The organism is Acetobacter malorum (assembly GCF_002153605.1).
Classification (GTDB): Bacteria; Pseudomonadota; Alphaproteobacteria; order Acetobacterales; family Acetobacteraceae; genus Acetobacter; species Acetobacter malorum_A.
In genome coordinates this window covers 1-23,143 of sequence record NZ_JOPG01000043.1, presented here as the reverse complement: position 1 = coordinate 23,143, position 23,143 = coordinate 1, and the positions used below count along the sequence as shown (strand labels likewise).

Annotated in this window: 21 protein-coding genes; 13 read left to right on the top strand and 8 right to left on the bottom strand. The window is 49.2% G+C overall.

Translation table 11 applies throughout. The features are described 5' to 3' along the window. Nucleotides 1–232: hypothetical protein (locus HK23_RS14665; RefSeq protein ID WP_218777716.1), on the top strand; the 232-nt coding region annotated here is incomplete at its 5' end. A gap of 429 nt (nt 233–661) precedes the next feature. Here the strand turns inward: HK23_RS14665 and HK23_RS13220 are convergent. From HK23_RS13220 to HK23_RS14920, 5 genes are all read right to left on the bottom strand, one after another. Continuing rightward, nucleotides 662–1,753 carry a hypothetical protein gene (locus HK23_RS13220; RefSeq protein ID WP_086654323.1) on the bottom strand — a complete coding sequence of 364 codons (1,092 nt, stop codon included), beginning with the start codon at nt 1,751–1,753 and terminating at the stop codon, nt 662–664. 867 nt (nt 1,754–2,620) lie between these two features. Beyond that, nucleotides 2,621–4,012, bottom strand: a complete 1,392-nt coding sequence (locus HK23_RS13210; RefSeq protein WP_086654327.1) for a site-specific integrase — start codon at nt 4,010–4,012, stop codon at nt 2,621–2,623. A gap of 248 nt (nt 4,013–4,260) precedes the next feature. Beyond that, on the bottom strand, nt 4,261–4,983 hold the full coding sequence (locus HK23_RS13205) for a hypothetical protein (protein WP_086654321.1): 723 nt from the start codon (nt 4,981–4,983) through the stop codon (nt 4,261–4,263). Between the two features lie 71 nt (nt 4,984–5,054). Then, nucleotides 5,055–6,068, bottom strand: coding sequence for a relaxase/mobilization nuclease domain-containing protein (locus HK23_RS13200; RefSeq protein WP_256940211.1), 1,014 nt, complete (start codon nt 6,066–6,068; stop codon nt 5,055–5,057). Between the two features lie 24 nt (nt 6,069–6,092). Continuing rightward, nucleotides 6,093–6,446, bottom strand: a complete 354-nt coding sequence (locus tag HK23_RS14920; protein ID WP_086654326.1) for a MobC family plasmid mobilization relaxosome protein — start codon at nt 6,444–6,446, stop codon at nt 6,093–6,095. 314 nt (nt 6,447–6,760) lie between these two features. Here HK23_RS14920 and HK23_RS13190 point away from each other — a divergent pair, with 314 nt between their 5' ends. The 4 genes from HK23_RS13190 to HK23_RS13175 are packed head-to-tail and all read left to right on the top strand — an operon-like array spanning nt 6,761 to nt 13,920. Continuing rightward, nucleotides 6,761–9,448: a class I SAM-dependent DNA methyltransferase gene (locus HK23_RS13190; RefSeq protein WP_086654320.1), complete on the top strand. Its 2,688-nt coding sequence runs from the start codon at nt 6,761–6,763 to the stop codon at nt 9,446–9,448. Further along, nucleotides 9,448–11,538, top strand: coding sequence for a DEAD/DEAH box helicase (locus HK23_RS13185; protein ID WP_086654319.1), 2,091 nt, complete (start codon nt 9,448–9,450; stop codon nt 11,536–11,538). Before HK23_RS13190 ends, HK23_RS13185 begins: the two co-directional genes overlap by 1 nt. After that, nucleotides 11,538–12,755, top strand: coding sequence for a GIY-YIG nuclease family protein (locus HK23_RS13180; RefSeq protein ID WP_086654318.1), 1,218 nt, complete (start codon nt 11,538–11,540; stop codon nt 12,753–12,755). Before HK23_RS13185 ends, HK23_RS13180 begins: the two co-directional genes overlap by 1 nt. A gap of 46 nt (nt 12,756–12,801) precedes the next feature. Continuing rightward, nucleotides 12,802–13,920, top strand: coding sequence for an HNH endonuclease (locus HK23_RS13175; RefSeq protein WP_086654317.1), 1,119 nt, complete (start codon nt 12,802–12,804; stop codon nt 13,918–13,920). A gap of 116 nt (nt 13,921–14,036) precedes the next feature. Here the strand turns inward: HK23_RS13175 and HK23_RS14820 are convergent, their stop codons facing one another. Then, complete coding sequence (locus HK23_RS14820) at nt 14,037–15,239, bottom strand: site-specific integrase (RefSeq protein ID WP_256940210.1); 1,203 nt, start codon at nt 15,237–15,239, stop codon at nt 14,037–14,039. Nucleotides 15,240–16,754: 1,515 nt separating this feature from the next. Between HK23_RS14820 and HK23_RS13165 the strand changes: the two genes are divergently transcribed. From HK23_RS13165 to HK23_RS13155, 3 genes are all read left to right on the top strand, one after another. Further along, nucleotides 16,755–17,387: a hypothetical protein gene (locus HK23_RS13165; protein ID WP_231873555.1), complete on the top strand. Its 633-nt coding sequence runs from the start codon at nt 16,755–16,757 to the stop codon at nt 17,385–17,387. 2 nt (nt 17,388–17,389) lie between these two features. Next, nucleotides 17,390–18,052 carry a hypothetical protein gene (locus HK23_RS13160; RefSeq protein ID WP_061487411.1) on the top strand — a complete coding sequence of 221 codons (663 nt, stop codon included), beginning with the start codon at nt 17,390–17,392 and terminating at the stop codon, nt 18,050–18,052. A gap of 282 nt (nt 18,053–18,334) precedes the next feature. Then, nucleotides 18,335–18,544, top strand: coding sequence for a hypothetical protein (locus tag HK23_RS13155; protein ID WP_061487410.1), 210 nt, complete (start codon nt 18,335–18,337; stop codon nt 18,542–18,544). Nucleotides 18,545–18,634: 90 nt separating this feature from the next. Here the strand turns inward: HK23_RS13155 and HK23_RS13150 are convergent, their stop codons facing one another. Continuing rightward, nucleotides 18,635–19,513 carry an FkbM family methyltransferase gene (locus tag HK23_RS13150; protein WP_086654316.1) on the bottom strand — a complete coding sequence of 293 codons (879 nt, stop codon included), beginning with the start codon at nt 19,511–19,513 and terminating at the stop codon, nt 18,635–18,637. 133 nt (nt 19,514–19,646) lie between these two features. Further along, nucleotides 19,647–20,291 (bottom strand): XRE family transcriptional regulator, encoded by a 645-nt coding sequence (locus HK23_RS13145; protein ID WP_179193912.1) that lies wholly within the window; start codon nt 20,289–20,291, stop codon nt 19,647–19,649. 186 nt (nt 20,292–20,477) lie between these two features. On the opposite strand from HK23_RS13145, the gene HK23_RS13140 reads away from it, so the two are divergent. The 5 genes from HK23_RS13140 (at nt 20,478) to HK23_RS13125 (ending at nt 22,586) form a co-directional block, all read left to right on the top strand. Next, on the top strand, nt 20,478–20,714 hold the full coding sequence (locus tag HK23_RS13140) for a hypothetical protein (protein ID WP_256940209.1): 237 nt from the start codon (nt 20,478–20,480) through the stop codon (nt 20,712–20,714). A 26-nt stretch (nt 20,715–20,740) separates the two neighbouring features. Continuing rightward, entirely contained in the window at nt 20,741–20,878 is a 138-nt protein-coding gene (locus HK23_RS14605; RefSeq protein ID WP_020943932.1) for a hypothetical protein, read from the top strand. Continuing rightward, a complete protein-coding gene (locus tag HK23_RS13135) occupies nt 20,871–21,158 on the top strand; it encodes a hypothetical protein (protein ID WP_086654314.1) in 288 nt (95 codons plus the stop codon). The genes HK23_RS14605 and HK23_RS13135 overlap by 8 nt, the downstream gene beginning before the upstream one ends. A 76-nt stretch (nt 21,159–21,234) precedes the next feature. After that, nucleotides 21,235–21,738 carry a hypothetical protein gene (locus tag HK23_RS13130; protein ID WP_086654313.1) on the top strand — a complete coding sequence of 168 codons (504 nt, stop codon included), beginning with the start codon at nt 21,235–21,237 and terminating at the stop codon, nt 21,736–21,738. Between the two features lie 191 nt (nt 21,739–21,929). Continuing rightward, the gene (locus HK23_RS13125; protein ID WP_179193910.1) at nt 21,930–22,586 is read left to right on the top strand and encodes a class I SAM-dependent methyltransferase; all 657 of its coding nucleotides are present in this window, start codon (nt 21,930–21,932) and stop codon (nt 22,584–22,586) included. The last annotated feature ends 557 nt before the right edge of the window (nt 22,587–23,143 follow it).

Genomic DNA, 23,143 nt, shown 5'->3' with positions numbered 1-23,143 from the left:
TGCCTCGGACACGGAGCATAAAATCTTCCCTCAGTGGGGAAGGACGATGGAGCAAAGACAGCCTTTGCCCCTCATTCAGCTGAAAAATCGTGCTATTTCAGGTGTCTGTGGTGCGAACTGCGGGACTCGAACCCTCACTGACCCGCAAGGTCAGCTTTGCAACACCTTGAAAAGACAGCGGATAATGACACGCGGTCTTCTGGTTGAATTTTCTGCCTTCAATTCTGGTTAAACACTCTGGGGGCGTCAAGCCAAAAGAGAGAAGGGGTCATGCCTGGTGTGAGGCTGACTTGTTCAAAAAAGAGGAGAGAAAAGAGGAGAGCCAGCCGTGCAAACCAGCGGACACGTTGTGTCGCGCTGATTTGCAAACTGGTCAGGGGGAGAGCAATGCTCTCCCCCGTGAACCCCCTTTTTGAAGTCAGAATTGGGGGAAGGGCGGAATGTTCGGTCCCTGCGCAGAACTCAAAATACCGGACATTCATTCCGTCTGCCGTCGGCTTTCAATTGCTCCCAGTGGAAACGAGGCCTACGCAAGGTTTTGTGCAAGTGTCCATTACCAGCTTGATGGTTTTTATTAAGAACTCCCATTCGATTGCCGATCGGCAGGTTTCGGATGTCTAAATGTGAAATGCTAGCGTGTCTCAAGGGTTCGACAGAGCTATCAGCGTGCCATGCCCGCTACAAAGTCGTAGATTGTTTGATCCAGAATCTCAGTCGGATCATTGGCCTGCATCTCTGCTACGGTGCCGCCCTCCTTGAGCTGAGCATCCTTGGCGCGTAGCATTTTGATAAAGTCATCGTCGGACAGGAAAACGAGGAGCTTGTTGGACTCTCGCATGGCGCCTGACGCTGCCTGAACAGCGTGGGGATGCGCGGGTTTTCGACTGAGTACGAAGCAAACGGGTCGAAGGGCGCTCGCGCTAAGATAGCGTTCTGTGGTGAAAACCTGCATTGCACCAATTGGTTTGCCGTAGTTTTTGCACTCAAAAAGCACTACACGCGCCCGGAAGTCGCGTGTGAGAGTAACCCAGAAAGGGTGTTTTGGACTGACCCGATATATGAGGTCGTAGATGTTCAGGCCGTCCGCAGTCCTCTTCTGTGAGCGCACGTCTCGAAGATCGTCACCAAAAAGGTAGTCAATGATGTCCTTGCAAATGGTCTCGTACGCCTTGGCGTCCTTCTTCCCTGGGGGAAGCGCAGTTAAGCTGGCGATCAGCGCCTCTCCGGGCGGCTCGGGCTGAGGATCAGATGGTTCTTGGTCCGACCGCATAAATTCCATCGTTGGCGGTGGTGTCGTTACCACTGCGGGCGGCGACAATTGCGCCCTCTTCTTGTCGACGTTGGTGAAGAACTTATTTAATTCGTCAAAGACCGGACCCGCCTTCTGGAGTAGCAGTTCGCGATCCCAGATTTCGATCCGAAACTCCTCCTCTGCCCAAACCCGCCGAGCGGGATCGATATATGCGCCATAAACGAGAAGAGGTCGCGTGTTAATCGCGATATCCTTCATATTGGCGGTTTGGGAGCTCGCATCGCGGAGCTGAGAGAGGGCGACCTGCTCCCGCACGGTAAGCTTCACCTCGACTGGGAGCACTACCCCATCTGAATTCCGTGCCAGAATGTCGATTTCTCTGAAGTGCGCTCGGGGGCCGTAGGGGCGGTGGGTCCGAAGATCGACGTCAAAGCCGAGTGCGTGGATAATTTTCCCAACAATATCTTCGAACTTGCTCGAAACATTACGATCCATCAACATCAGATATTCCTGAACTTCCTCAGGTTTTATAGAAACGTTTTTTTATCTGATTTAGGCGGCTAATGTCGAGGGCATCGGCTGGGTTGTCGAGCGGTCGCAATGAGGGCGACTACTGCCAGTTAACTTGGCTTCCACTTCGGGCCTGATAATTATTGATTGAGGCTGATAATTATCTTTTATCTATCAATTTCGAAGATTAATTTTATCAAATAAACGAAAATAATAATTATAGATGCATTTCCCAGGGCAATGAAAATAAACCCTATAATGCTTTGTTTTGTTGTTATGTCTTGAGAAAAACTCGCGGATGAAAACATTAAAGTTGATATGGTAAGAAGTGATGTGGTGTTTATTTTTATGTTGTATCTCTCCAGTGTGAAGTAATTTATGCAGTACAATCCCGTGTATAAGCCAACCATTATCGCTGTCGTTTTTGAATAATCACTTATTTGTTCTGATTGTGAGTAAATATTTTCTACAAAAAATGATATGAAATTATAAAAAGTCCATGTCAATATTAATATACATGCTAGTAAATTTAAATAAATTGGATAGTTTTCTCTCATTGTGCGATCCTTGGGTCTTAGAGACACGACTTAAAGAAATCTAGCTGCTACGAGCCCGTTTAGAAATGCAAATTGATTGGCTGTTCGACGTAAGTTTCCTGAGCGTCGGTAATCCTGTTATCAGATTTAGCCGAATTACGTCCGCTATGTAGCAGCCCGTTTTGAAGAAAACATGTCTGAGAAGGGGCGTAAACAGTCATTGGATCAAACCTTATTTTTTGCGCTGTAGGGGGTCAACGGGGGAGGCACTCCCCCTTGTCGGCTGTTGAATGGGTAGCCATTCAACACTGCTGGCTCCCTTTTAAAACGTTCCCTTTTTGAAGGCTGTTTCCGGGTAGCTTATTGCCTCCACTGTTTGTTTGAGATTGGCTATTGAAATGCCGGTCAGATATGTGGTGGTGCCCTGACTTCTATGGCTCGCCTCGTGACCCAGAAGCTTATCTATCCAGATTTCCCTGATGTCTGCGCTGGCGTTTCTCAGTTGTGTGGAAACGGTATGCCGGAAGGAATGAAAGGTAATTTCAGCTGGGAGGCCAAGGCGGGTCTTGAGTTGGGAGAAGGCCCTGCTCAATGTAGCCCCTCTGTCTTTCTGTTTAGACCCATCAAGGCCGGGTATGAGGTAATCGCTTTTGGTGTTGTCCTTGAGGGCCAGCACACCGGCCTCAATCAGCTTTGAATGCACTGGCAGAATACGAGTGCCAGCTTCGGTCTTCGGCGACCAGCCGTCTTTAGTATGGGGCCTGACCATAAAGCAGGGAACCTCCTCGATGGTTTGCAGGTCTTCTTTCCGTAACGTGCAAATCTCCCCCAGTCTCATGCCTGTATAGGCAGCGATAAGTGTCACGAGCCGGAAAGTGGGTTCAGGCACCAAGGCGCTATGCCATGAAGAAGAAGCCAGTAGTGCCAGTTCCTGTGGTGTCCAGCTTCGTCGCACAGTCTTGGGGGCACTCTCAAAGTGCCAGCCCGACCATGGGTTCTTTGTTACCAGTTCCCGTTGCACCAGTTGGTTCCATAAGGCGGACAGGCGGAGCATGTGGTTTTTCACGCTTTTATTGCTCAGGGTAGGGAGACCATCAGACTTGGCCCTCTGTGCCTCCTGTTGCAGCGTCAGACTGCTTTTGCCCTTGCCCAGTGTTGCGGGCAGGGCAAGAAGCAGGTCACGAAAGGCTCCGGCCTGACTGCCGCCTACGTCACTGACAGGCGCATCCCCAAAAGCCCTGATATAAAGGGCAACCGTTCTTTTGGTTGCATCTCTAGTATCGGTGCTGGCCTTGGGGTTGCGCAAGACAAACTGCTCCAAGGCATCGGAGAGCATAAGAACGGACGGTTTCTTCTTCGTGCTTTGAGGCTTCCTGACCACTTTACCGGTCAGCTTCTCCCTCGGTTTGAGGCTTTTCCGTTTGGGGGTAGAGGTTGCCTCCTCTTCCTGAGCATTCTTCTCTGGTTCCAGCGTTACTGGGCTTTGGAAGGTGAGGAGAGAGGACAGTTCCTTGCCAGAGAACCGGTCTTGCATGGTTCTGGCTTTATGGAAGACTTCACCTGTACGGGCATAGAGGGCAGCAGCCCGTTGGCGGGCCAGAAACTTGCTTTCGGTTTGCAGGGAGAGGGAGATTTCTGTTTTGCCAAGGCAGGCTTGCAGCACGACCGGAACGGCACGGCGGAAGTGGTAATGAGAGCCGATAAGACGCAGCATGTGAGTTCCCAGACTGGGAAGACAACCGGGAAAGTCCCGTTCACCTATCACCATCCGGTTTTATGGCGTCTTTTCAAGGCTGTAGCGTAAAAGTCTGAGGGACTCGAACCCTGAGAAGAGGGTGAGTTGCGTTCGAAACCTTACTGATTTCATCAAGGAAAACGCTAAAAGACGTCCTTCTTGGTAACGATATATGAGAAACACTTTGGAGAAGAAACCAGTTCTCGTCAAGAGACTTCCCAAAACGTTCAAAAAGGTGAGGGGGTAACAGAGGGGAGGCGGTTGGTCTGCGGGTTCGGTGCGGGTTTTTGGCGGGTTGTGGCTTCTGTTTCCGGCTTGAAAAACTCGTTTTGAAGCTCTGCTGTTTTAGAGTGGTCTGCCTGTAAAATCATGAGAGCCTGCTCAAGCTGCCCTGTATGTTGAGCATGGAAGAAGGCTTTTCGTGTGACCTTATCAAGGTCTTTGTGCAGGCCGGGGAGTTGCCTGAGGTGGCCTAAGCGGTTTTGAGCGGCTTCGAAGGTTGGCCTATAAGCAGTCTCAGTCTTGCTTTGCTCTTCTTTCCGCTGCACCATGGATTTTTGATACAGTGTCCTCAGTAAGGCGAGTGTTCTCTCTTTACTGAGCAGGGCGGACACATACTGTCTTTTCTGGTCATAATAGTTTTCCAAATCCCGTTCCCGTGCTGTAGGCACTGGCAAGGTTAGGGGCTGGGGTGGCGTTTCTCTCAGGCCAAACAGGCAAAGTAAGGTCTCAATGAGGTAACGGAGTATTTCAGCAAGACTAAGCAGGGCTTTTTCAAAAGCTTCATCGGCCTTGTGCCGTCGTCCAGTTAAACCACCTAACAAGGAAGCATAGGCCGCTTCACGTTCCTGATGTGCTAAATCAATTGTTTCTTTGGCTTTTTTGAGTTTTATCTGAAGGGGCTTTATTTCTCGTAAGATGTTTTGGAAGACTTGGTCGCGTGTTGGCACAGGGCCGTACAGCGATAAAGGGTTCTGGCGTATGATGTGTTCACATCGGGCTACCTCCTTTTTCCAGTCTCTCAGGTAATGGGCAAACCGGGGTTAAGGTTCTGTGTCTGAGTGAGAGAGGTCACTGTTGGACGATAGCTTGGCTCTCTACGCAGAGGTATAATCATGGCCTCTGCGGGCAAGACGCGCGGCGGTCTGGCGCTCAGTGGGCTTAACCGGCGGGCACGGGCTGAAACAGGGCATACAAGGCGGGGCTCTTCTGCTGGCAGAGCTTCCTGCATGAGCAAAGCATGGAAGTCTTTCATGCGTGTTTTGGTCAGGCGGGTAAAAGAGCCAATCAGAGTGCCATCTGCTGTTTCAATGATATGGGCTCCCGGTCTGGTGGCGCTTTTATCGCCTTCACGCATCACAAGACCCTGTTCCTGTAACAGACGGCGGAAGGCAGGGAGTTTTTCGCCCGACTGTTGCCAGAGAGCGGTAATTGCTTTTTTCAAGGCCGGTAAATCCACAGCCTGTCGTTCTGTTATCCGGCGTGCCTGAGAGGTATAAGCGGCACGGGGGAGGGGAGCGCCTTCAGGTATAAGGGCTTCCACCAGTGCGGCTTCGCGATGTTTACCCTCTTTGTGCAGGGCAGTGGTAATGGCCGCATCATGACGCCCAGCCGTTAAAGGGTGTCCCAGCCTGATTTCTTCTAAGCGGGCGACTTTCTCCAAGCGCATGTAAGAGAAGCGGCTACTCAGCACATGGTTATGCTGCCATTCAGGCAGGATAAGATGACCGTGTCTGTTGCCGTCTTTCTGGTGAAGGATAAGGGTGCGAGAGGCTTTATCGGCTCCAAGTTCTTCACAGAGCCGGTCGGCAAACGCTGACAGTTCTGCATCTGTCATGGTCTGTTCAGGATTAAAGGCGATATGACGGAGGCCATAGGTCAGGCCTTCACGTTTGGCTTCCTTCACCCAGTCTTTGAGCCAATACTCACTGCCTGCAAGCACCAGAATGGCTTCGTTCTTCTCACCCCGCAAGACATGGGCGGCAAGGGCTTTATGGCCGCTGCCTGTCTTGATGCGGGTTTCCTTGACAATCATGGCCACATATTTGTGAGGGCAAGGTCAATGTATCGTCTGTCGGGAGGCGGGACGGATATGACGCAACAGCCTGTCAGTTCTCTCTTTCAAGGCGTCTATGTCGTCTAAAGTGGCGGCACAGGCCACTGCCTCGCCACTGTTGGCGGCGTGGGCCAGTTGGTTGAGGTTGTTGCCAATGCGGGCAAGGTCTCCCCGTAGGCCTCTGAGTTCAGCAAGGAGCCGGTCGCCCACTTGGCCTGCGAACTCGGCATCACGCAAGAGAGCGCGTATCCAGCCAGCGGTGGTGTGGTGTCCGGCTCGTCTGGCGACGACTTGCCATCGGTCAAGTTCGTCAGGTCTGGCCCTGACGGAAAGGCGGGACGTGCGAATTGCAGGCATGGTTTCAGTCTCCCTATTGTGGGGGGCAACGGGGGAGGCACTCCCCCTTGCCAGCTTGTCCAAGGCACCCAACGGGTAGCCATTGGACACTGCTGGCTCCTGACCAGAACCCCATGGAAACTAAGATAATCTGCTTCTATGCAAGGAACGGAAAAAGAACAAAAATCTTAACGAGCAAAAGTGGACATAAGGGCAGGAATTTAAAAACTGGGGCTTTCGCGGTCTGCTCACGACTGGCATGATTGAAAGAGGCTGTTGTTGTGGTGATGCCCTACAAATAATAGGCCTTGTGGATATGATTTAAGGCTTGTTTGATGAACCCGACTGATATTTATGACGCTCTTGATACGATTGCCAAGAAACCTTTTGAGCGTGCTGAATTTCCGTTTGAATTTGCCTTGGCCACAGATGCTGCTCAAGCAGCAGTTGCCAAGTTACGTAATGGTGCGACCAATAAATCAGACTTACCAGGCGGGGTCTTATTTAACAAAAGGTTTCACTATGCACCTGCACCGTTAGGCGAGGTGGAGGCTACTTTTGAAATTTTAAAAGTCTCTTGCAAGAACAAAAGTGCAAAGCCCGCTATTCTTTTTACGACTGACGGGCAAACCCTCTCAGCCATACACCCAGCAAGTGGTGAGACACTACACTGTGCTTTTAAGGAGTTGGGAGACCAATATGGTTTCTTTCTGCCTGCAGCAGGGAAAGAGCGTTATAAAGCTCTTGAAGAAAATCCTGTTGATATTAAGGCCACCAGTAAGCTTGCTAAATTGTATGATGCCTTATGCCGAGTAAATCCAGATTGGGGAACTGATACACGTCGCCATGAGATGAACCAACTCATGATGCGGCTTATCTTCTGCCTGTTTTCTGAGGATGTAGGTATCTTCTCAAAAAACCAGTTTTCACGGATTTTGTTTACCTATGCTGGAGATAAAGGTGAAGAAGCGCGAGAAGTTCTGATTGCTGCTTTTCGGGCTATGAACGTGCCTCAAGCACAAAGAGGTAATTTACCAGCGTGGACGCGTGAACTAGAATACGTTAACGGCGGTCTATTTGCAGGCGAGATTGATGCCCCCAAATTTGACAGCACAGCATTTAATTATTTGCGGGAGGCCTGCCAACTTGATTGGCGGGAAATTAACCCAGATATTTTTGGTTCTATGATTCAGTCTGTTGCTGACCCTGATATACGGGCTGAATTAGGAATGCATTATACGTCTGTGCCTAATATCATGAAGGTGCTTGGGCCTCTTTTTCTTAATGAATTAGATAAAAGTATTGATTCGGCACAAAATGCAAAAGAATTACGCGTCATTTTAGAGCATATGGAAAAAATCCGTGTTTTTGATCCTGCATGTGGGTCTGGGAATTTTCTGGTAGTTGCCTATCGTCAACTCCGAGATAGAGAGATGCGAGTCTTAAAGCGTCTTGAGGCGATAGAGGGGCATATTACTCTGAATATGTTTTCTATTATTCCTATTCGTAATTTTTACGGTATTGAAATTGCCGATTTTGCCGTTGAGACTGCCAAATTGGCATTATTTATCGCTGAATATCAGGCAAACTCTCTCTTCGCAGGGATCTTTGGTACCACTTTTGCTCCTCTTCCATTGAAAGAGGCTGCTCATATTACAAAAGAGAATGCGTTACGGATCGAGTGGGATAGTGTGTGCCTTCCGCCAACGAAAGAAGAAACTACTTATATAATTGGAAATCCTCCTTTTGCGGGATCAACATATCAAACAAAAAAACAAAAAGAAGATATGGCTCTTCTAATGAGTGGGGTCTTTAAGTCTTATAAAGATTTGGATTATGTAAGTTGTTGGTTTTTTCTTTCCTGTAAATATATTGAAAATTATGGAGCAAAGGCAGCTTTTGTTTCAACAAACTCTATTTGCCAAGGTCAATCAGTATCGATGTTATGGGAAAAAATTTTAGCATCGAATATAAATATACAATTTGCTTACCTGCCTTTTAAATGGTCAAATAACGCAGGAAAAGAAGCTGCTGTTTTGTGTTCTATAATATCATTGGAAATAAAAAATAATAAAAAAAAGATATTATTTGATGGAAAATTAAAAAATTTTGTTGAAAACATTAATGCATACTTGGTTCCTTCTCCCAATGTATTTGTTAAATCATCATCGTTTTCAATTTTTGGTTTACCAAAAATGTATAGAGGTAGTGCAGCAACTGATGGTGGGCATCTTATTTTGTCTGAAGAGCAAAAAGATGAGATGTTGAAACATAACCCTAAAGCACAAGATTTCATTAGAAAATTCGTTGGTTCTAAAGAAGTTGTGCGTGGAGAAATGAGATATTGCCTCTGGATTGGAGACCATCAAGTTAGCCAAGCATCAGAGATATTGGATATCAAAAAGCGTCTTACGCTAGTGGCAGAGTTTCGTGCCGCAAGTAAAAATTCCGTAACTCGGCCTGCTGCGAAAACGCCGCATAAATTTTGGTTTATTAGCGGACACGCTACTTCACATACTATCTTAGTTCCTCGTGTAACATCTGAGAGACGACCATACTTGCCTGTTGTGCGTGTCGGGGCGGATGTGATTTCCTCAGACCTTAATCAGGTGCTCTATGATGCGCCTGATTGGTGCATTGCACTTATTGCGTCGCGCATACATTTGGTATGGATCGGCACTGTATGTGGAAAGCTTAAATCAGACTTCCGCTATTCTAATACACTTGGCTGGAACACATTCCCAGTTCCAAAATTCACACCAGAACAATTAGACGCCTTGTCAAAGTCTGCTAGGACAATTCTAAAAACACGCTATAGTCATTATCCAAAAACAATAGCACAGCTTTATGACCCCAAGAAAATGCCAGATGATTTGCGGGCCGTGCATAAAGCAAATGATGACTTGCTGGAAAGCATGTACCGAGAGCAACCCTTTCATAATGATACAGAACGACTAGAGCATTTATTTAAGCTCTATGCTGCTAAAATAAAGAAAAACTCTAAACGCACGGAGAAAAAATAATGGTTCCAACGCTTACCGTTCAGTATGGCACATCTGGGGCTGGTACTAATGCGTTGGGCCAACGCCCTATGCAGGAGCGCACTTATAAAGCGCGTCAGGCACAATATCTGCTTCTTAAGGCTCCTCCCGCTGCGGGAAAAAGCCGAGCCCTTATGTTTGTGGCGTTAGATAAAATGCTCCATCAGGCACGCGCTAAAACTATCGTTTGTGTGCCAGAAACCTCTATTGGTGGCTCTTTCCGTTCAACAGACCTTACCTCTTACGGATTTGAAGCAAATTGGGATGTTGAGGATAAATGGAACCTCTGCATAACAGGTGAGGATGCCACGACACAGAAAGTTAAGGCGTTTGAAGCTTTTTTTGATTCTGATGCCAAAGTTCTCATTTGCACACATGCAACTTTCCGCTTTGGGTTTGAGATGGTTGAGGCTAATCGAGGCCTAAGTGCGTTTGATGAATGCTTTATCGCTATAGATGAATTTCATCATGTCTCTGCTTCTGACCATAACCGCCTGGGCGTTATTCTCCGTAGCCTTATGCAGCAAAATAAATGCCACTTAATGGCCATGACTGGCAGTTACTTCCGTGGTGATGCTGACCCAGTATTGCGGTTGGAAGATGAGGAGCGTTTTACCACCATTGTTTATAGTTATTATGAACAGTTAGAGAGTTATCGTTTTCTGAAGGCTCTGGGCATTAATTATGAGTTCTATAAGGGCACATATGTTAACGGCTTAGAAGGTGTGCTGGATGAGCACAAAAAGACCATCATTCATATTCCTCATCGTGGATCATCCGAGGCCTTTGATGATAAATATAATGAGGTTGGTCGTATTATTGATAAAATTGGCAAAATTACTAAACGCGATTCAGAAACAGGTTTTGATATTGTTCTGACTCATACAGGTAGAATTATTCGGGTTGCAGATCTTGTAGATGATGGGCCGGGTCGTGAGAACGTAAAAGCGGCTTTAGCGAGGGAGATTAAAGGGCCAGACGGCAAACGTAATGATGAGGCCGATAGGGCTAAGGTCGATATTATTATAGCACTTGGCATGGCGAAAGAAGGGTTTGACTGGGTGTGGTGTGAGCACGCCCTGACCATTGGCTACCGTTCCTCTTTAACTGAAATAGTGCAAATTATTGGCCGTGCCACACGAGACGCACCGGGCAAGCCCAAAGCAATCTTTACCAATCTGGTAGCAGAACCGGGGGTGGAAACCGGGGCTGTTACAAATGCGGTCAATGATATGCTTAAGGCTATCTCAGGCTCTCTTCTTATGGAGCAAGTGCTTTCTCCTAATTTCAAGTTTTATCGTCGAGAAGATGGGGATATCCGAGACCCTGTGCATGTTGACGAACAAGGTAATGTGCAGATTGGTATTAAAAACCTGATTGAGCCGCCCACAGCGCGTGCGCGTGAAATTTGTGAACAGGACATGCAAGACCTTATGGCCGCAGCCTGTCAGGAGATGGATAAGCGGGCTTTATTGCCAGATACTGCCCCAGAGGTTGTGAACCAGATGGTTCTGACTGATATTATTGAAAAGCGGTATCATAATCTTAACGAGCAAGAGACCGAAGCAGTACGCCAGCAATTGGCGGCTCATATGAATATTGTCTCTATGGCGCGGCAGGAACAGCAACAGCAGTTAGAGCATGCAAAAGCTCAACTTAATGGTAATAATGAAGAGACATTGCCGCCTCAACAAAGGGAGGATGGAGAGGAAGGTGTCTTACTCTCAGCTCCGAATACGCTGCTGGAAATGGTCAAGAAATTTATCAATGTAAAAGATCTTGATGTTGAACTGATTGATAGCGTGAATGTATTTAGGGAACGCTTTGAGGTCGCTTCAAAGTCTTTTGACTCAACACTTCTTGCTCATGTGCAATCTGCTATGGTGGCACTGCGTATTGCTATGACAGCAGATGAAGCACGTACTCTATGGCCGCGTATTAAGCTGTTTAGGGCACAAGAGGGGAGAGAGCCCAACTTGCATTCAGAAAACCTACTAGAAAAACGGATGGCGGAAGCTCAGGCGTGGCTTAAGCATGAAAAAGCTAAACGTCTCCGTGATGGTGCCATCTGATGGTCAGGCCGACATTAGAGGAGATTTACAATGAGCCTGATGAATTTGGCTTGCTTGATGTAAAGCCAGCGGCAAGACGGGCAGAGCAGGGGGACATAAAAGATTTGGCAGTGCTGAATGATGTCGGGGTGTTTTATAAAACGCACCAACGTCTTCCTAACCCAGATTCTGATAACCATGACGAGATGCGTCTTGGTGTGATTTGGAATAAGGTGCAAGAAAATCCCTCTCTTGCTTTACGGCAGGCTGATGCACAAGGGTTACTGCACATGCCTGTTTTTTTCCCGCAGCAGGATTGGCAAGATGATACCTTGCGTCTGGCTATACCAGAAAGCCTGGATGATATTTTTGCTGATGATGAATTAGACGCAGACCCTTCGCTTATTACGCTAAAGCACAGCACGCCCGCAGCAGAACGTAACCAACCGGACCACAGAGCAGAGGCCACTCCTTGCCGAGATTTTTATTTGTTTGAGGGTAAATTTCAGGCAGTCCAAGTGGCCCTAGAGAATGGCGAACGTAAAGCTTCGCCTATTCGAAAAGGAGCTGTTCTGGAACCATTGGAAGGTGACTTTTTTATTCGTAATGGTTTGTTGGCTTTAGTGGCAGAAAAGTCAGAGAAATCGATAAGAAGTGGTTCTAGGGATCATCGTTTACGCATTATTTTTTCTAATGCGACAGAGAGTGACCCCTTAATGTCTTCCTTTCGCAAGTCTTTGACTGAAGATAAGACTGCCCGCGTCATTGAACGTGTGGGGCTTGGGCCTCTCGACCCTGAGTGGGAATCTGACCAGCTATCTTTATCAGGTACTATATATGTGGCACGGTCGCTTGCAACAGACCCAGTAATTAAAGAACAAAGGGGTATCTTGCACAAAATTGGTGTTACAAGTCAGGACGTAAAGCGGCGGATTGCTGATGCTCGAAACGACCCAACCTTTTTGCTGGCTCCTGTAGAGATAGTGGCAACCTACGATTTAAAGAACCTACCACGGGCTACAGTAGAAAACTTGCTACATCGTTTTTTTGAACCGGCACGTGCAAAAGGACTTTTCGTTAAAGACCGCTTTGGGAAGGCTGTATACCCTAAGGAATGGTTCTATGTGTTGCCAGAGCATGTCAGCCAAGCTGCCAAGCTTATTCTTGACGGTCAATTGCATCTTTATCGTTATGATGCTGATAAGCAAAAAATTGTGACGATAGAGCAATGTAAATAATAAATATTTCAGATTTTAAAACGTAACGTAGAAGGTATTCCATATAATGGTATGTGTTATTTGCAATAATATTCTTACATCAAAAAATAATTCGGCAGAGCATATAATTCCCAATGCAGTCGGTGGCTTTCGAAAAGTGTATGGATTTTTGTGTGAGCCCTGCAACAACAAAACTGGTCATGAATGGGATTCTGTACTTGCTTCTCAGTTGAATGGCCTTTGTCATTTTTTTGATATTAAGCGTGAGCGTGGAGTTATTCCAGATCAAGTAATTACTACGACAGCAGGTGAGGAGTTTAAAATGCTCTCTCACGGAGATTTTGCTCTGTTGCGACCGACGTGCAACAAAAAAGAAGAAGCAGGGAGTATCAAATACCAAATAGTGGCTCGTGATAAGCGTGAAGCAAAAAGAATTTTACATGGACTTCAACAAAAGTATCCAAACCTTAAGGTCGATACGGAAATGGAAAAATTGGAAGTAGAAACTTCCTATCTTAAAGGTATGGTTCAAGTTCCTTGCCAAATTGGCGGTCTAGAAGCTGGTCGTTCAATAGTTAAATCTGCTGTTGCGCTTTTGCATGCCAGTGGGGTGTCGGTTACGGCTGGTGAAGAAGCTCTTTCGTATCTTCGAAATCCAGATGCTCCTGCATGTTTTGGTTATTATTGGACTACCGATTTACTCATTAAACGCCCCGTCGGTGTACCTCTGCATTGTGTTGCTATTTCGGGTAATGCAGAAACTGGAATGCTGCTTGGATATGTAGAATATTTCGGTTTTCTCCGTAGTGTAATTCTCTTGTCTGAGATTTATAGTGGTCCAAATATTGAAAACTGTTACGCGATTGATCCTACGACAGGAACGCAACTTGACCTGTCAGTTAATCTTCAATTTTCTAAAGCAGATATGTTGGATATCTTTGATTACAAGCATTGCGATGACGAAGCCGTTAAGCGGGCTGCGGATGCAGTCATCGGCCCCGGTATGGTTCGTAAACGGCAACGAGAGCACTCATATGCTGTAGATAAAGCCGTGCAGTACGCTTTTGAAAACTGTGGTGCCCAACCAGGTGCAGTTCTGACTGATGAGCAGGTCAGAACCGTTGCACGGCTCATGTCTGAAAAATTAATCCCCTTTTTCCTCAATCTTAATCAGCGGCGTTATTAGAAAAACCAATTCATTGATAAATATCTGCGTCTATAGCAATATGAAGCATGCGTATCGTTACCAGAGTTCCTATTTTTTAATGATGTAGTTGATTTCTGTTTACCTGCACGGCGACCTTATAGGCTTTGCCTTAAATAAAGCGTTGGATAGCTGAGAGTTTCGACCGTCTGTCTGAGATTTTCCGTTGCAATGCCGGAGAGATAGGTCGTGGCCCCTTGGCTTTTATGGCTGGATTCATGACCCAGCAGGGCATCAATCCAGAGTTCTCGGAGGTCTCCGGTTTGATTGCGCAGACGGGTGGACACCGTGTGTCGGAAACTATGGAACGTAATGGCAGCAGGAAGGCCAATCGTCGTTTTAAACTTCGAGAAATTCCGACCAAAATCTGTGCCACGGGGGCCGCTTTTGGGTGTCTTTAGTTCCGAGAAAAAGAATTTTTCGCCTTTTTTCTGGAAGTCCAGAATGCCCCATTCGAGCAAGGCACTGTGGATGGGCACATTACGAATGCCTGCCTCTGTTTTCGGTGTCCATTTGTCTTCAGTGTGAGGACGAATAAGGAAACAGGGAATGCCATCAACCTCCTGAATATCCTCATTCCGTAGATTACAGATTTCTCCCAGTCTCATGCCACTATAGGCGGCGACCATGGTAATACCTGTAAAGGTCGCCTGTGAGATGGTGCTGCATGTCCATGCTGAAGACGAAAGCAAAGCGAGTTCATCGTCTGACCATGCCCTGCGCGGATTCCGTTTGGTCAGGTCAAAATCCCAGTTGCTCCACGGGTTCTTGTCCGCAATCTCGCGACGGATAAGCTGGTTCCACAAGGCCGAAAGGCGCATGAAGTGGTTCTTCACGCTCTTGCCGCTTAATGTCGGCAGATCAAACTCCTGCGCCCGCTCGACCTCAGCGTTTAAATCCATGTCCTGCTTGCTCTTGGCGTAGGAGGAGGGGAGAGAGAAAAGCAGGTCTCGAAATTCCCCGGCAATCCGACCAGTAATCTCCTGAACGGGTTTACCGCCAAAGGCCTGAACAAACAGTGCCACCGTGCGGGCCGTCTCTTTCTTGGTGGCGTCACTCTTCTGGCTATCCGCCAGTAATGCAAGCTGAAGAGCTTCCGTCAGGCGGGGAGAAGTCGGGGCGGTCGGCGTAGGAGCAGGGGATGCTAACTGGTGAGACGGGGGCACCGCACCGGGAGCCTGAGACAGGGCTGGGCCTGTCTGAAACAGTTTGATCAGTGTGTCATGCAATCGTTCGATTTCTTCGGTTTTGCTGGCAAGACTGGCTTTGTCCTGCATTTTACCGCTTATCGCCTCAATCATCAGCCTGCTTAACTGACGACACGCCGTAGCAGACCTCCCCGATTTTGGGCAATCCGTCAGGAAAATGAGTTGAACAGGACGGAATAAATCAGAACCCCCTTATATTGACGATTATGCACGGTTTTCAGGGGTAAATCCTTGGTCCAAGGAACACCCCCCTAGAACCCTCCCGATTTTGGGGCCTCCTGCACGGTTTTCAGGGGTAAATCTTTAATCCAAGGACCCCCCCTATAGAACCCCCACGATTTTGGGGCCTCTCGTCACGAAAATTAGTTGAAACCGCCGGTTCAAGAAAGAATCCCCCCGATTTTGTGGGTTCCCGCACGATTTTCAGGGGCAAATCCTTGTTCCAAGGAACCCCCCTATAGAACCCCCCCGATTTTGGGGGTTCCCGTCACGAAAATTAGTTGAAACCGCCGGTTCAAGAAAGAACCCCCCCGATTTTAGGGGTTCACGCACGGTTTTCAGGGGTAAATCCTTAATCCAAGGACCCCCCCTATAGAACCCCCCCGATTTTGGACCTCCTGCACGATTTTCAGGGGTAAATCCTTGTTCCAAGGAACCCCCCTATAGAACCCCCCCGATTTTGGACCTCCTGCACGATTTTCAGGGGTAAATCCTTATTCCAAGGAACCCCCCTATAGACCCCCCCCCGATTTTAGGGGTTCCCGCGCGATTTTCAGGGGTAAATCCTTGGTCCAAGGAAAAACCACCGAAAACACGACAAAAACCGGAGTGGAGGGCAAAACGGAATCCGCGCTTTTCCGGAAAAATTCTTAACAAAAAAGACCCCGAAAAAGCGGCAAAATCGACCAGGCCGCTCCACAACCATGATCTCAAAAACAGACCTTAAAACGCCTCTGAGAAGAATTTTCTACGGCTCCCTGATAAACATTAGAGCCTCAAATAAACGGATACAGAGACGTTTTAAGGGGTGATTAGATCATTTTTGAAGAAAGAGAACGACAGCTTTGTCAGAAGTCAGAATGAGAAAGAAAAAGACATAAATAACATTACAAAGCTGTTAAATAAGTCAAAAAGAGAGAAAGATGGCACGATACCGTGTTTTTGGTGCAGGGCACCGAAAAACACTTCGTGCTGACTGCCTTACGGCAGCCAGTTGGTCAGTAAAAAAACGAATTTAAGTTGTTGATTTAGAGTGAAATTTTCCCGCCTTCAGGCTCGTCAAGGAGAATTGGAAAGTGCTGAAATACAGCAATTATCATAAGCAAAAAATACAACGATTTTTCCACAAACATGATTATTGGCGAAAATGATAAAATTCTCGAAAAATAGCCGAGAGAAGACGTTCGCGACTTTTGCCGAGCCTGATCGGGTGTGTTGTCTGTTGTGATGTCCTGCTTTCTGAAGAAAATGGATCTTGTTTTCGTGGGAGCCTTAGCAGGTCAACGAGAAGGGACCGTGTTTGAGGCTGCAGTGCCAGCCCCCCCAGAAAAGGAAAAGTGCCGTCACGGCACGGCTTCCTTACGGGTTACTCGACTTCATGGAAATCTCATGACTATGCTTTCAACAAAAACTAGCAGTTTGTCTGACCTGTCCTCTATCTTTTATCCGACTGAAAAGGATCTCCTGCTTTATAAACAAATGGCTGTGGCCCTCGGTGCGCCGCCCAACGCGCACATGTTTCGTTTTATGGGAGCGGCGGGCCAGCATCTGATCTTTATTGGTGATTCTGGGACAGCTGAATGGTCTCGTGTTCAGCAAACAGCCGCCGGTCTCTGGCCCCATTTGCCTGTCTCTGGGCCAGTTGCTTCTGATGGGACGAAACTGGATTCTCTGCCGGAACGGATTGTCTATCAGATGCTCTGCACTCTGAAGCGCCGCAACATGCATGTTGATGTGCACGAACCCATCTGCCTTAGTGAAGGACTTTTTCGTGCCGATCTAACGTTACGGAAAGGAAATTTTTGCCGCTATATAGAAGTGGCAGGATGCTGTGGCTCTGATCGTGTCACCCGAAATGACGATGAGCGGAAATGGCTAGCTCGTCTTGATCAGCGTCTCGCCTTTTATCGCGCTCTCGACATAACACCGGTTGTAGTCTGGCTCGACATGTTTGCGCGTCCCGAGGCTCTAAAAGACCTCTGCATCGATCTTGTCGATGATGTCGCGCTCCGAGGAGCCTGATCATGACAATAGTAAAAGAAGAGATGACTATCCTGCCGCGCTGGCGCGAGGGCACAATCCGGCTCCTCGATATTGCGCCCAAAGGTCCCGGACAGCCCCAGCTTGCAGAGGGGTTGCCCATATCGCTTGCGTATTGCGATCTGGTGATGCGACCGGATCAGACCTTCGCCGATGTGAATGGAGGAGTTTTCCAAGGCGTGCTTCAGAAGGTTCCTGGCGAGCGCGGCGGGAGTGACTTCGTCGTGGAGGACCGCCTCTTCAACGCTGTGTTTCCACATAATCAGAAACTCCCCCTGTGTCTCGCCGGTTATAATGTTCCGTTCCTGCATCGACTTCTCGGCGGGCCTTGGGGAGAACAACCGCATCAACTGTGTCTCCACAGGCTCGCGCGGATCTATGACCTTGGCAAAAGCAGCGACTATTCTCTTGCCGAAGTCGTCGAGTATCTTCAGCCCAGCTTCGAAATTCCCTGGTTTGAATGTGAAGCCTTCACCCGTCTGATGCAGTCGCGTGTTGTTTTGCGCCACCTTCTAGCCGAGAGTCGGCTGAATATGCTGGCAGCGCTTTCTGTTGCCCGCACACTACCGCCCCCAATGTCAGAACCATTCGGGAAAGCTCAGGGGTGGCAGGCTATGGAAGACCGCGTCTACCGTGACTTCGAGTAACGTATAAGAGAAGACGGATGGAAAAGGGGCTGCTTTGTGCAGTCCCTTTTTTCTCTGGGTAATCTGCGGCTGCCGTTTGATTGGTTTCCGTAGGTCAGTTGTCCTGATCGAGAACCAGCGTTTCCCTTAATCTTCTTGAGAAGCTTTCGAAGGGTTGTCGCCCTTCTCCCCAAAAAAGGAAGAGGTCATCGCGCGTTGGTGTCATCGGGGTTCCCCTGAGACTGCGCGTGAGGTTTTTCTTCTTCATTTGAGGATAACGACTTTTCAGAAAGAAAATTATCCATGTCAAATCAATTCTGTGCGACCTCGACGCCCGTTCAGGATGTCTATGAAGTCATGCTGATCATGCGTGCAGCACTTATTGCCGGCCTGAAAGAAGTGCGTGATGGCTCAACAGATACTCTGGATGGCCTCATCTTGCTGTCCTCGGATCTGACCGAGAAGCTTGAACGCGCGTGTGAAGCGCTGGAAGCCTCTGTAAACCAGAGCTGATCGGTCGACTGCTGCCTGTTCGCAGGCAGCAGTTTTTCCAGATGGAAAAGTGCTTCGAAACAATAATTTTGTTTTTGAAAGATTTGGTTTTTAGCAAGAGTTTCTTGATAAAAGAAGGCTGGTGCGCGTGCGTCCGCTGATCCTGTAAATTGCACTGGCAATCAATAAATGTTCGAGGGCTTGCTGTGCCTCTCGGCGAACGGGACGTTCCAGAATCAGGTGTCGCGGATAAAGCATCGGAGAGACATCTCTAAAATAGGTGTCCAGCACAGCATGTTCCATTCCTTCAATATCAAGCTTCATCAGAGTGATGGTTCTCAGACCGGCGTCCTGGACAATATCTTTGAGGGGACGAATGGGGATGGCGATCGCCTGCTGTCCTGCCCGTGTTTTTTTTGAAGGGAGGAGGGAGATCTGGCCGCTGCCAACGTCATGGTGGCGGGGCCTTAGTTGTCCATTTCCCGATGTCGCGCCCGCCGCGCAGGAAACGCACCAGATCGGAAGGGGCTCATTCAGGGCGAGTGTTTCCCGAAACCGATCCATCAGAACCGGATTAGCTTCAACCGCCAGAATTTTACGTGTGTGACAGCGAGCCGCGTACAGGGAGAAAAACCCCATATTTGCGCCAATATCCACGAAACTGGCGTCCGGGGAGAGAATGCTGCGCAGCCAGCGTAGTTCACGTCTCTTATAAAGTGCACCACAGATGGCCCCATAGGCATCCGTCTGGTTATCGCGCGGATAAAATCTGACGCGATAGCCAAACAAGGTGCCATCCACGATCTGGGGGCCCTGCTGGAACCATGAGACTGCTACACGCCGTAAGCGTCCTCGTCCGAGTGGGCGTTCATGCATCAGCATGCGGGCAAGGTGCTGGCGGCGTGTCATGGGATAGCTGCCGAACGAGGCAAGTGCGGCCTGACCCGGCCTGATTTCTGTCAGCGGGGGAAGGGCAGGGGAGAACAGCACAGAGGACTCCTGAGATCGCCACCAGAAAACAGGCGGTATTTCTCAGGAACAAATACTGCGAAGAAACCCATACAGCAAGCGAAAAAATGACTATAATCTACGAAAAATCATTTATGGCGCATCGCGGGGCTGCTTAACGCTTGGGAAGGCCTCCAGTCCAGAGCACTTCCCCGACAATCTTCAGGTCGGATGCTTCGTCCTGTGTCAGATCCTGAGGCGGGTAGCGGTCATTGTCAGCGATGACGCGTAGACCGCCATCCAGTCGGCGTTCAAGCCGCCGGATCAGGATACTGTCGTCCACAGCAAGAGCGAACAGGCCACTACCATGAATTTGCTGATTGGCTGTATCGAGGATCACGAGATCGTTCTCGACTAGCGTGGGGAGCATGGCATCCCCAATGACGCTCACGAGCCGTAAGGCTGTGCCATCCTGCCGGAACGTTCTGGTCAGCCAGCTTTTGCTGATACGCAGCCCGTCTTCGCGACTGTCCAGCCAGGGGATAACGGCCTGATGGCCGCCCCTGCTGGGTGTTTCCTCCTGTGTCTGGGGAGGGGGTGGTTCTTCTCCGACGCCATAAGCCAGCCAGTCGAGAGACACACCGCAGACCCGTGCCAGAGAGGCGATGGAAGAGAACTTCATTTCTCCGCCATTCATATAGTCGCGCAGGGTTGTGTAGGGCACGCCGGCGGCTTTGGCTGCGCGTGTAATACCGATGGCCTGAGCCGCCTGACGGAGCCGCTCTCCCCGTTCACGCATGAGGGTCAGTTGATCATCCATGAGCGGGCGCTTTCGATTGCGGCGTGACATCAGGCCTCCAGAAGAACAAGGAGGCTTGAAATATGCAGAAAACCGCTTGTATGTATAGTCGGAACATCGTATGTATTGAGAAAGGTTAATGTGCGGGGCGTCGTTGTTTGCCTCTCGAACTTCGCATGAAACCCTCGTCTTGTCGAAGGGATTATGATGTCTGCGTCTCAGGAAAACACCTCGGATCCTCGTCTCGAAGAGTTACATGCCGGCCTGCACGACGTGTTCAGGCTGGTCGAACTGGAGCACGGATTGCTCAGAAGCCGGCTGGATGATCTGCGCGGCGATAGTGATGGAGCCCGCCTGCTCGAAGGACTGATCGTTCTGGGCTCTGTCCTGCAACAGCGGCTCTCGCATCTGCTGGGCCTGTGTCGTGATATCGGGCGGCTTTAAGTGAACAAACAGGACGGGAGGGGTAGATGCTGACACTCTTGGGTGGGCTCGCCGTGATTGCGGTCATCGGACTGGGTGCGGTCTTTCTGGCAACGGACATCATGATACCAGTGGGGATCATGCTGATTGTCGCCGGTCTTGTGCATGAGGTGTTTCATGGGTGAGCACGATGCATCTGGCGCGCAGTCTTCCAGTCGGCTGGAGCAGCGTCGGGCCGAGTATGAAGCGGAATTCGGGGAAATTGAAGCCAAGCACAGGGAGGAATACCAGATCGCACGACACGGCAGTGTGATGGGGCAGGTTCTGTGTGGTGTTGCGATTGGACTTTGGTGGCACCCCTTCATTGCCTTTGCTGCAGGGATCGGCCTGTGGGGGAGCGTTAAAGAAGTGCGCAAGAAATGCGACACCGATGCGCAGAGGCGTCAGCTTTACGGTGTGGAGTAACGAGAGGGTAGGGGACCTCTCATCCAGCCTATCAATGAGACGCTATTTCTAAAATATGATTACAGGAAAATAGAAAATGACAAGAAAAATGACAGCTCTGTCTTTCATGCTCTGTGCGGCCAGTGGTCTGGTGTCGACAGCACATGCACAGGATGCGGGAACGGCGTTTCACGAGTTAAAAAGCTATCTGGGCAGTGACCTGCCGGTTGCAACGGCAAAAGATGATGCGGTATTGCGGCATGTTCCTGATCTGGAAAAAACCGCACACGGATATAAAAATGCCTGTGGGAACCGGAACAGGATCGGCGTTCTGCATCTTGATCTTGGTGGTGTTCTGCAGGGTGCGACCGTGACCTATGATCCGGATTCATGCTGGGGGCAGACAGGGGGGGAACTCACTGTTCTTGATCGGAACAATCGGGTTGTCTGGCACAATGGTGCTGTCGATATAACCGTTCTGTCCACTACGCAGGATGGCGTGCACGATCTGTCCTTCGGGCAACCAGGCAGCACACAGCCTGTCTGGAGATGGGATGGTCCGACACATCAGTATAAATTCCTGAAAACATTCCAGGGCTAAACGGTTTTCCAGTAGGAAAGCTATGCTGTGAGGACATCCAGCCCCTCGTTGCGGCCGATGTCCTCATAGTTATCACCAGTTAAAAAATGGATTTATCCCCGATGCCTGATGTCTCGGTGCGTCCTGCTGTGACGTGTCCAGTGTGTCATGCTGTGTGTTACCCACAGCTTGAGAAGAATGGGTACAGGATTGTGCGCTGTTCAAACTGCGCGTTCCTGTTTGTTGATCCCATGCCGACTGAGGCAGTTATCGCCGCCTATTATGCGACAACCTACCGGGGCGCGTGTGCGGATTTCTATCCCAAGGATCGCTCCCGCCGGTGGCGCGCATTCTGGCGGAGCCTGCGGTTTATTCCATACGTGTATCATCGTGACATAGTAGATCTGGGGTGTGGCGGTGGACACATGCTGGCGGCTCTGTGTCGTTTTGCGCGAAGTGGCACGGGCGTTGACCTGAGCGAGAACAGCATTGCCTTTGCCCGGCGCAGTTTTCCAGAGCAGAGGTTTTTTGCCGAGGATATTGAAGCCTTTGCAAAGCGGGAACAGTGCTTTGATTTTGTGTTTTCGTCAGAATTGCTTGAACACCTGAGAAGTCCTGTGGTTTTCATGGAAACCCTTCGGGCCATCACACGGCCAAATGCAGTTGTCTATCTCTCTGCACCGGATGCAGGCCACCGGGCCACACCGCAGGATCTGGCAACATGGTCCGATATCTGTCCGCCGGAGCATCTGCAATGGTTTAATGAAACCAACCTGACCATGCTCTTTAAGCAGTACGGCTTTATACCTCTGCGACGGCACAGAACAACGCAGCCTGCGCATTCCGTTTTTTTCAGGCGTGTTGGATGAGCGAGGGGCTTTTGCTCCTCAGCTTCATGGTGTGAGTGATTTCGACATCCACTTAAAGTCCTGACAGATTTCTGACTCCTTTGGTAAGGAGAAGCACTACGTTATCTTCCTTCTGGATCGTACTGTGCTGCCAGCATCTGTCTGCCAGGCACTATGTGTCGGCTGGCGTCGAATAGAGCCACCATATTCTTGGGAATGGCTGCAATGGGGGGTAAGCAGAATGTCGGCAGTTGGACGGTAGACTGGAAAAGCGGTCATTCGTGCAATCGACTGTCACGACACAAATGGGCGTCTCCTGAAGGTCAACTTGATCAACCGACTTCGTCGGGCGAGAGCTGTCCGTCTCATGAGACCCCGCATATATGCAGTCGTCATGCCAGCGATAGGTGCATGGTCAGTGCCTGAGGGACGGAGCAGAAACTGCGGCCAGCGCGAGGCTGAAGCGTTACCTCTTTTTGGAGGGAATTGCTTCAGACCGCTTCTGTTCTATCACTTTACCTTCGTAAAGGCATCGCGTAGGAAATGAGCCGCTTGGGCGACTGCGGCGGTGGCCGCCG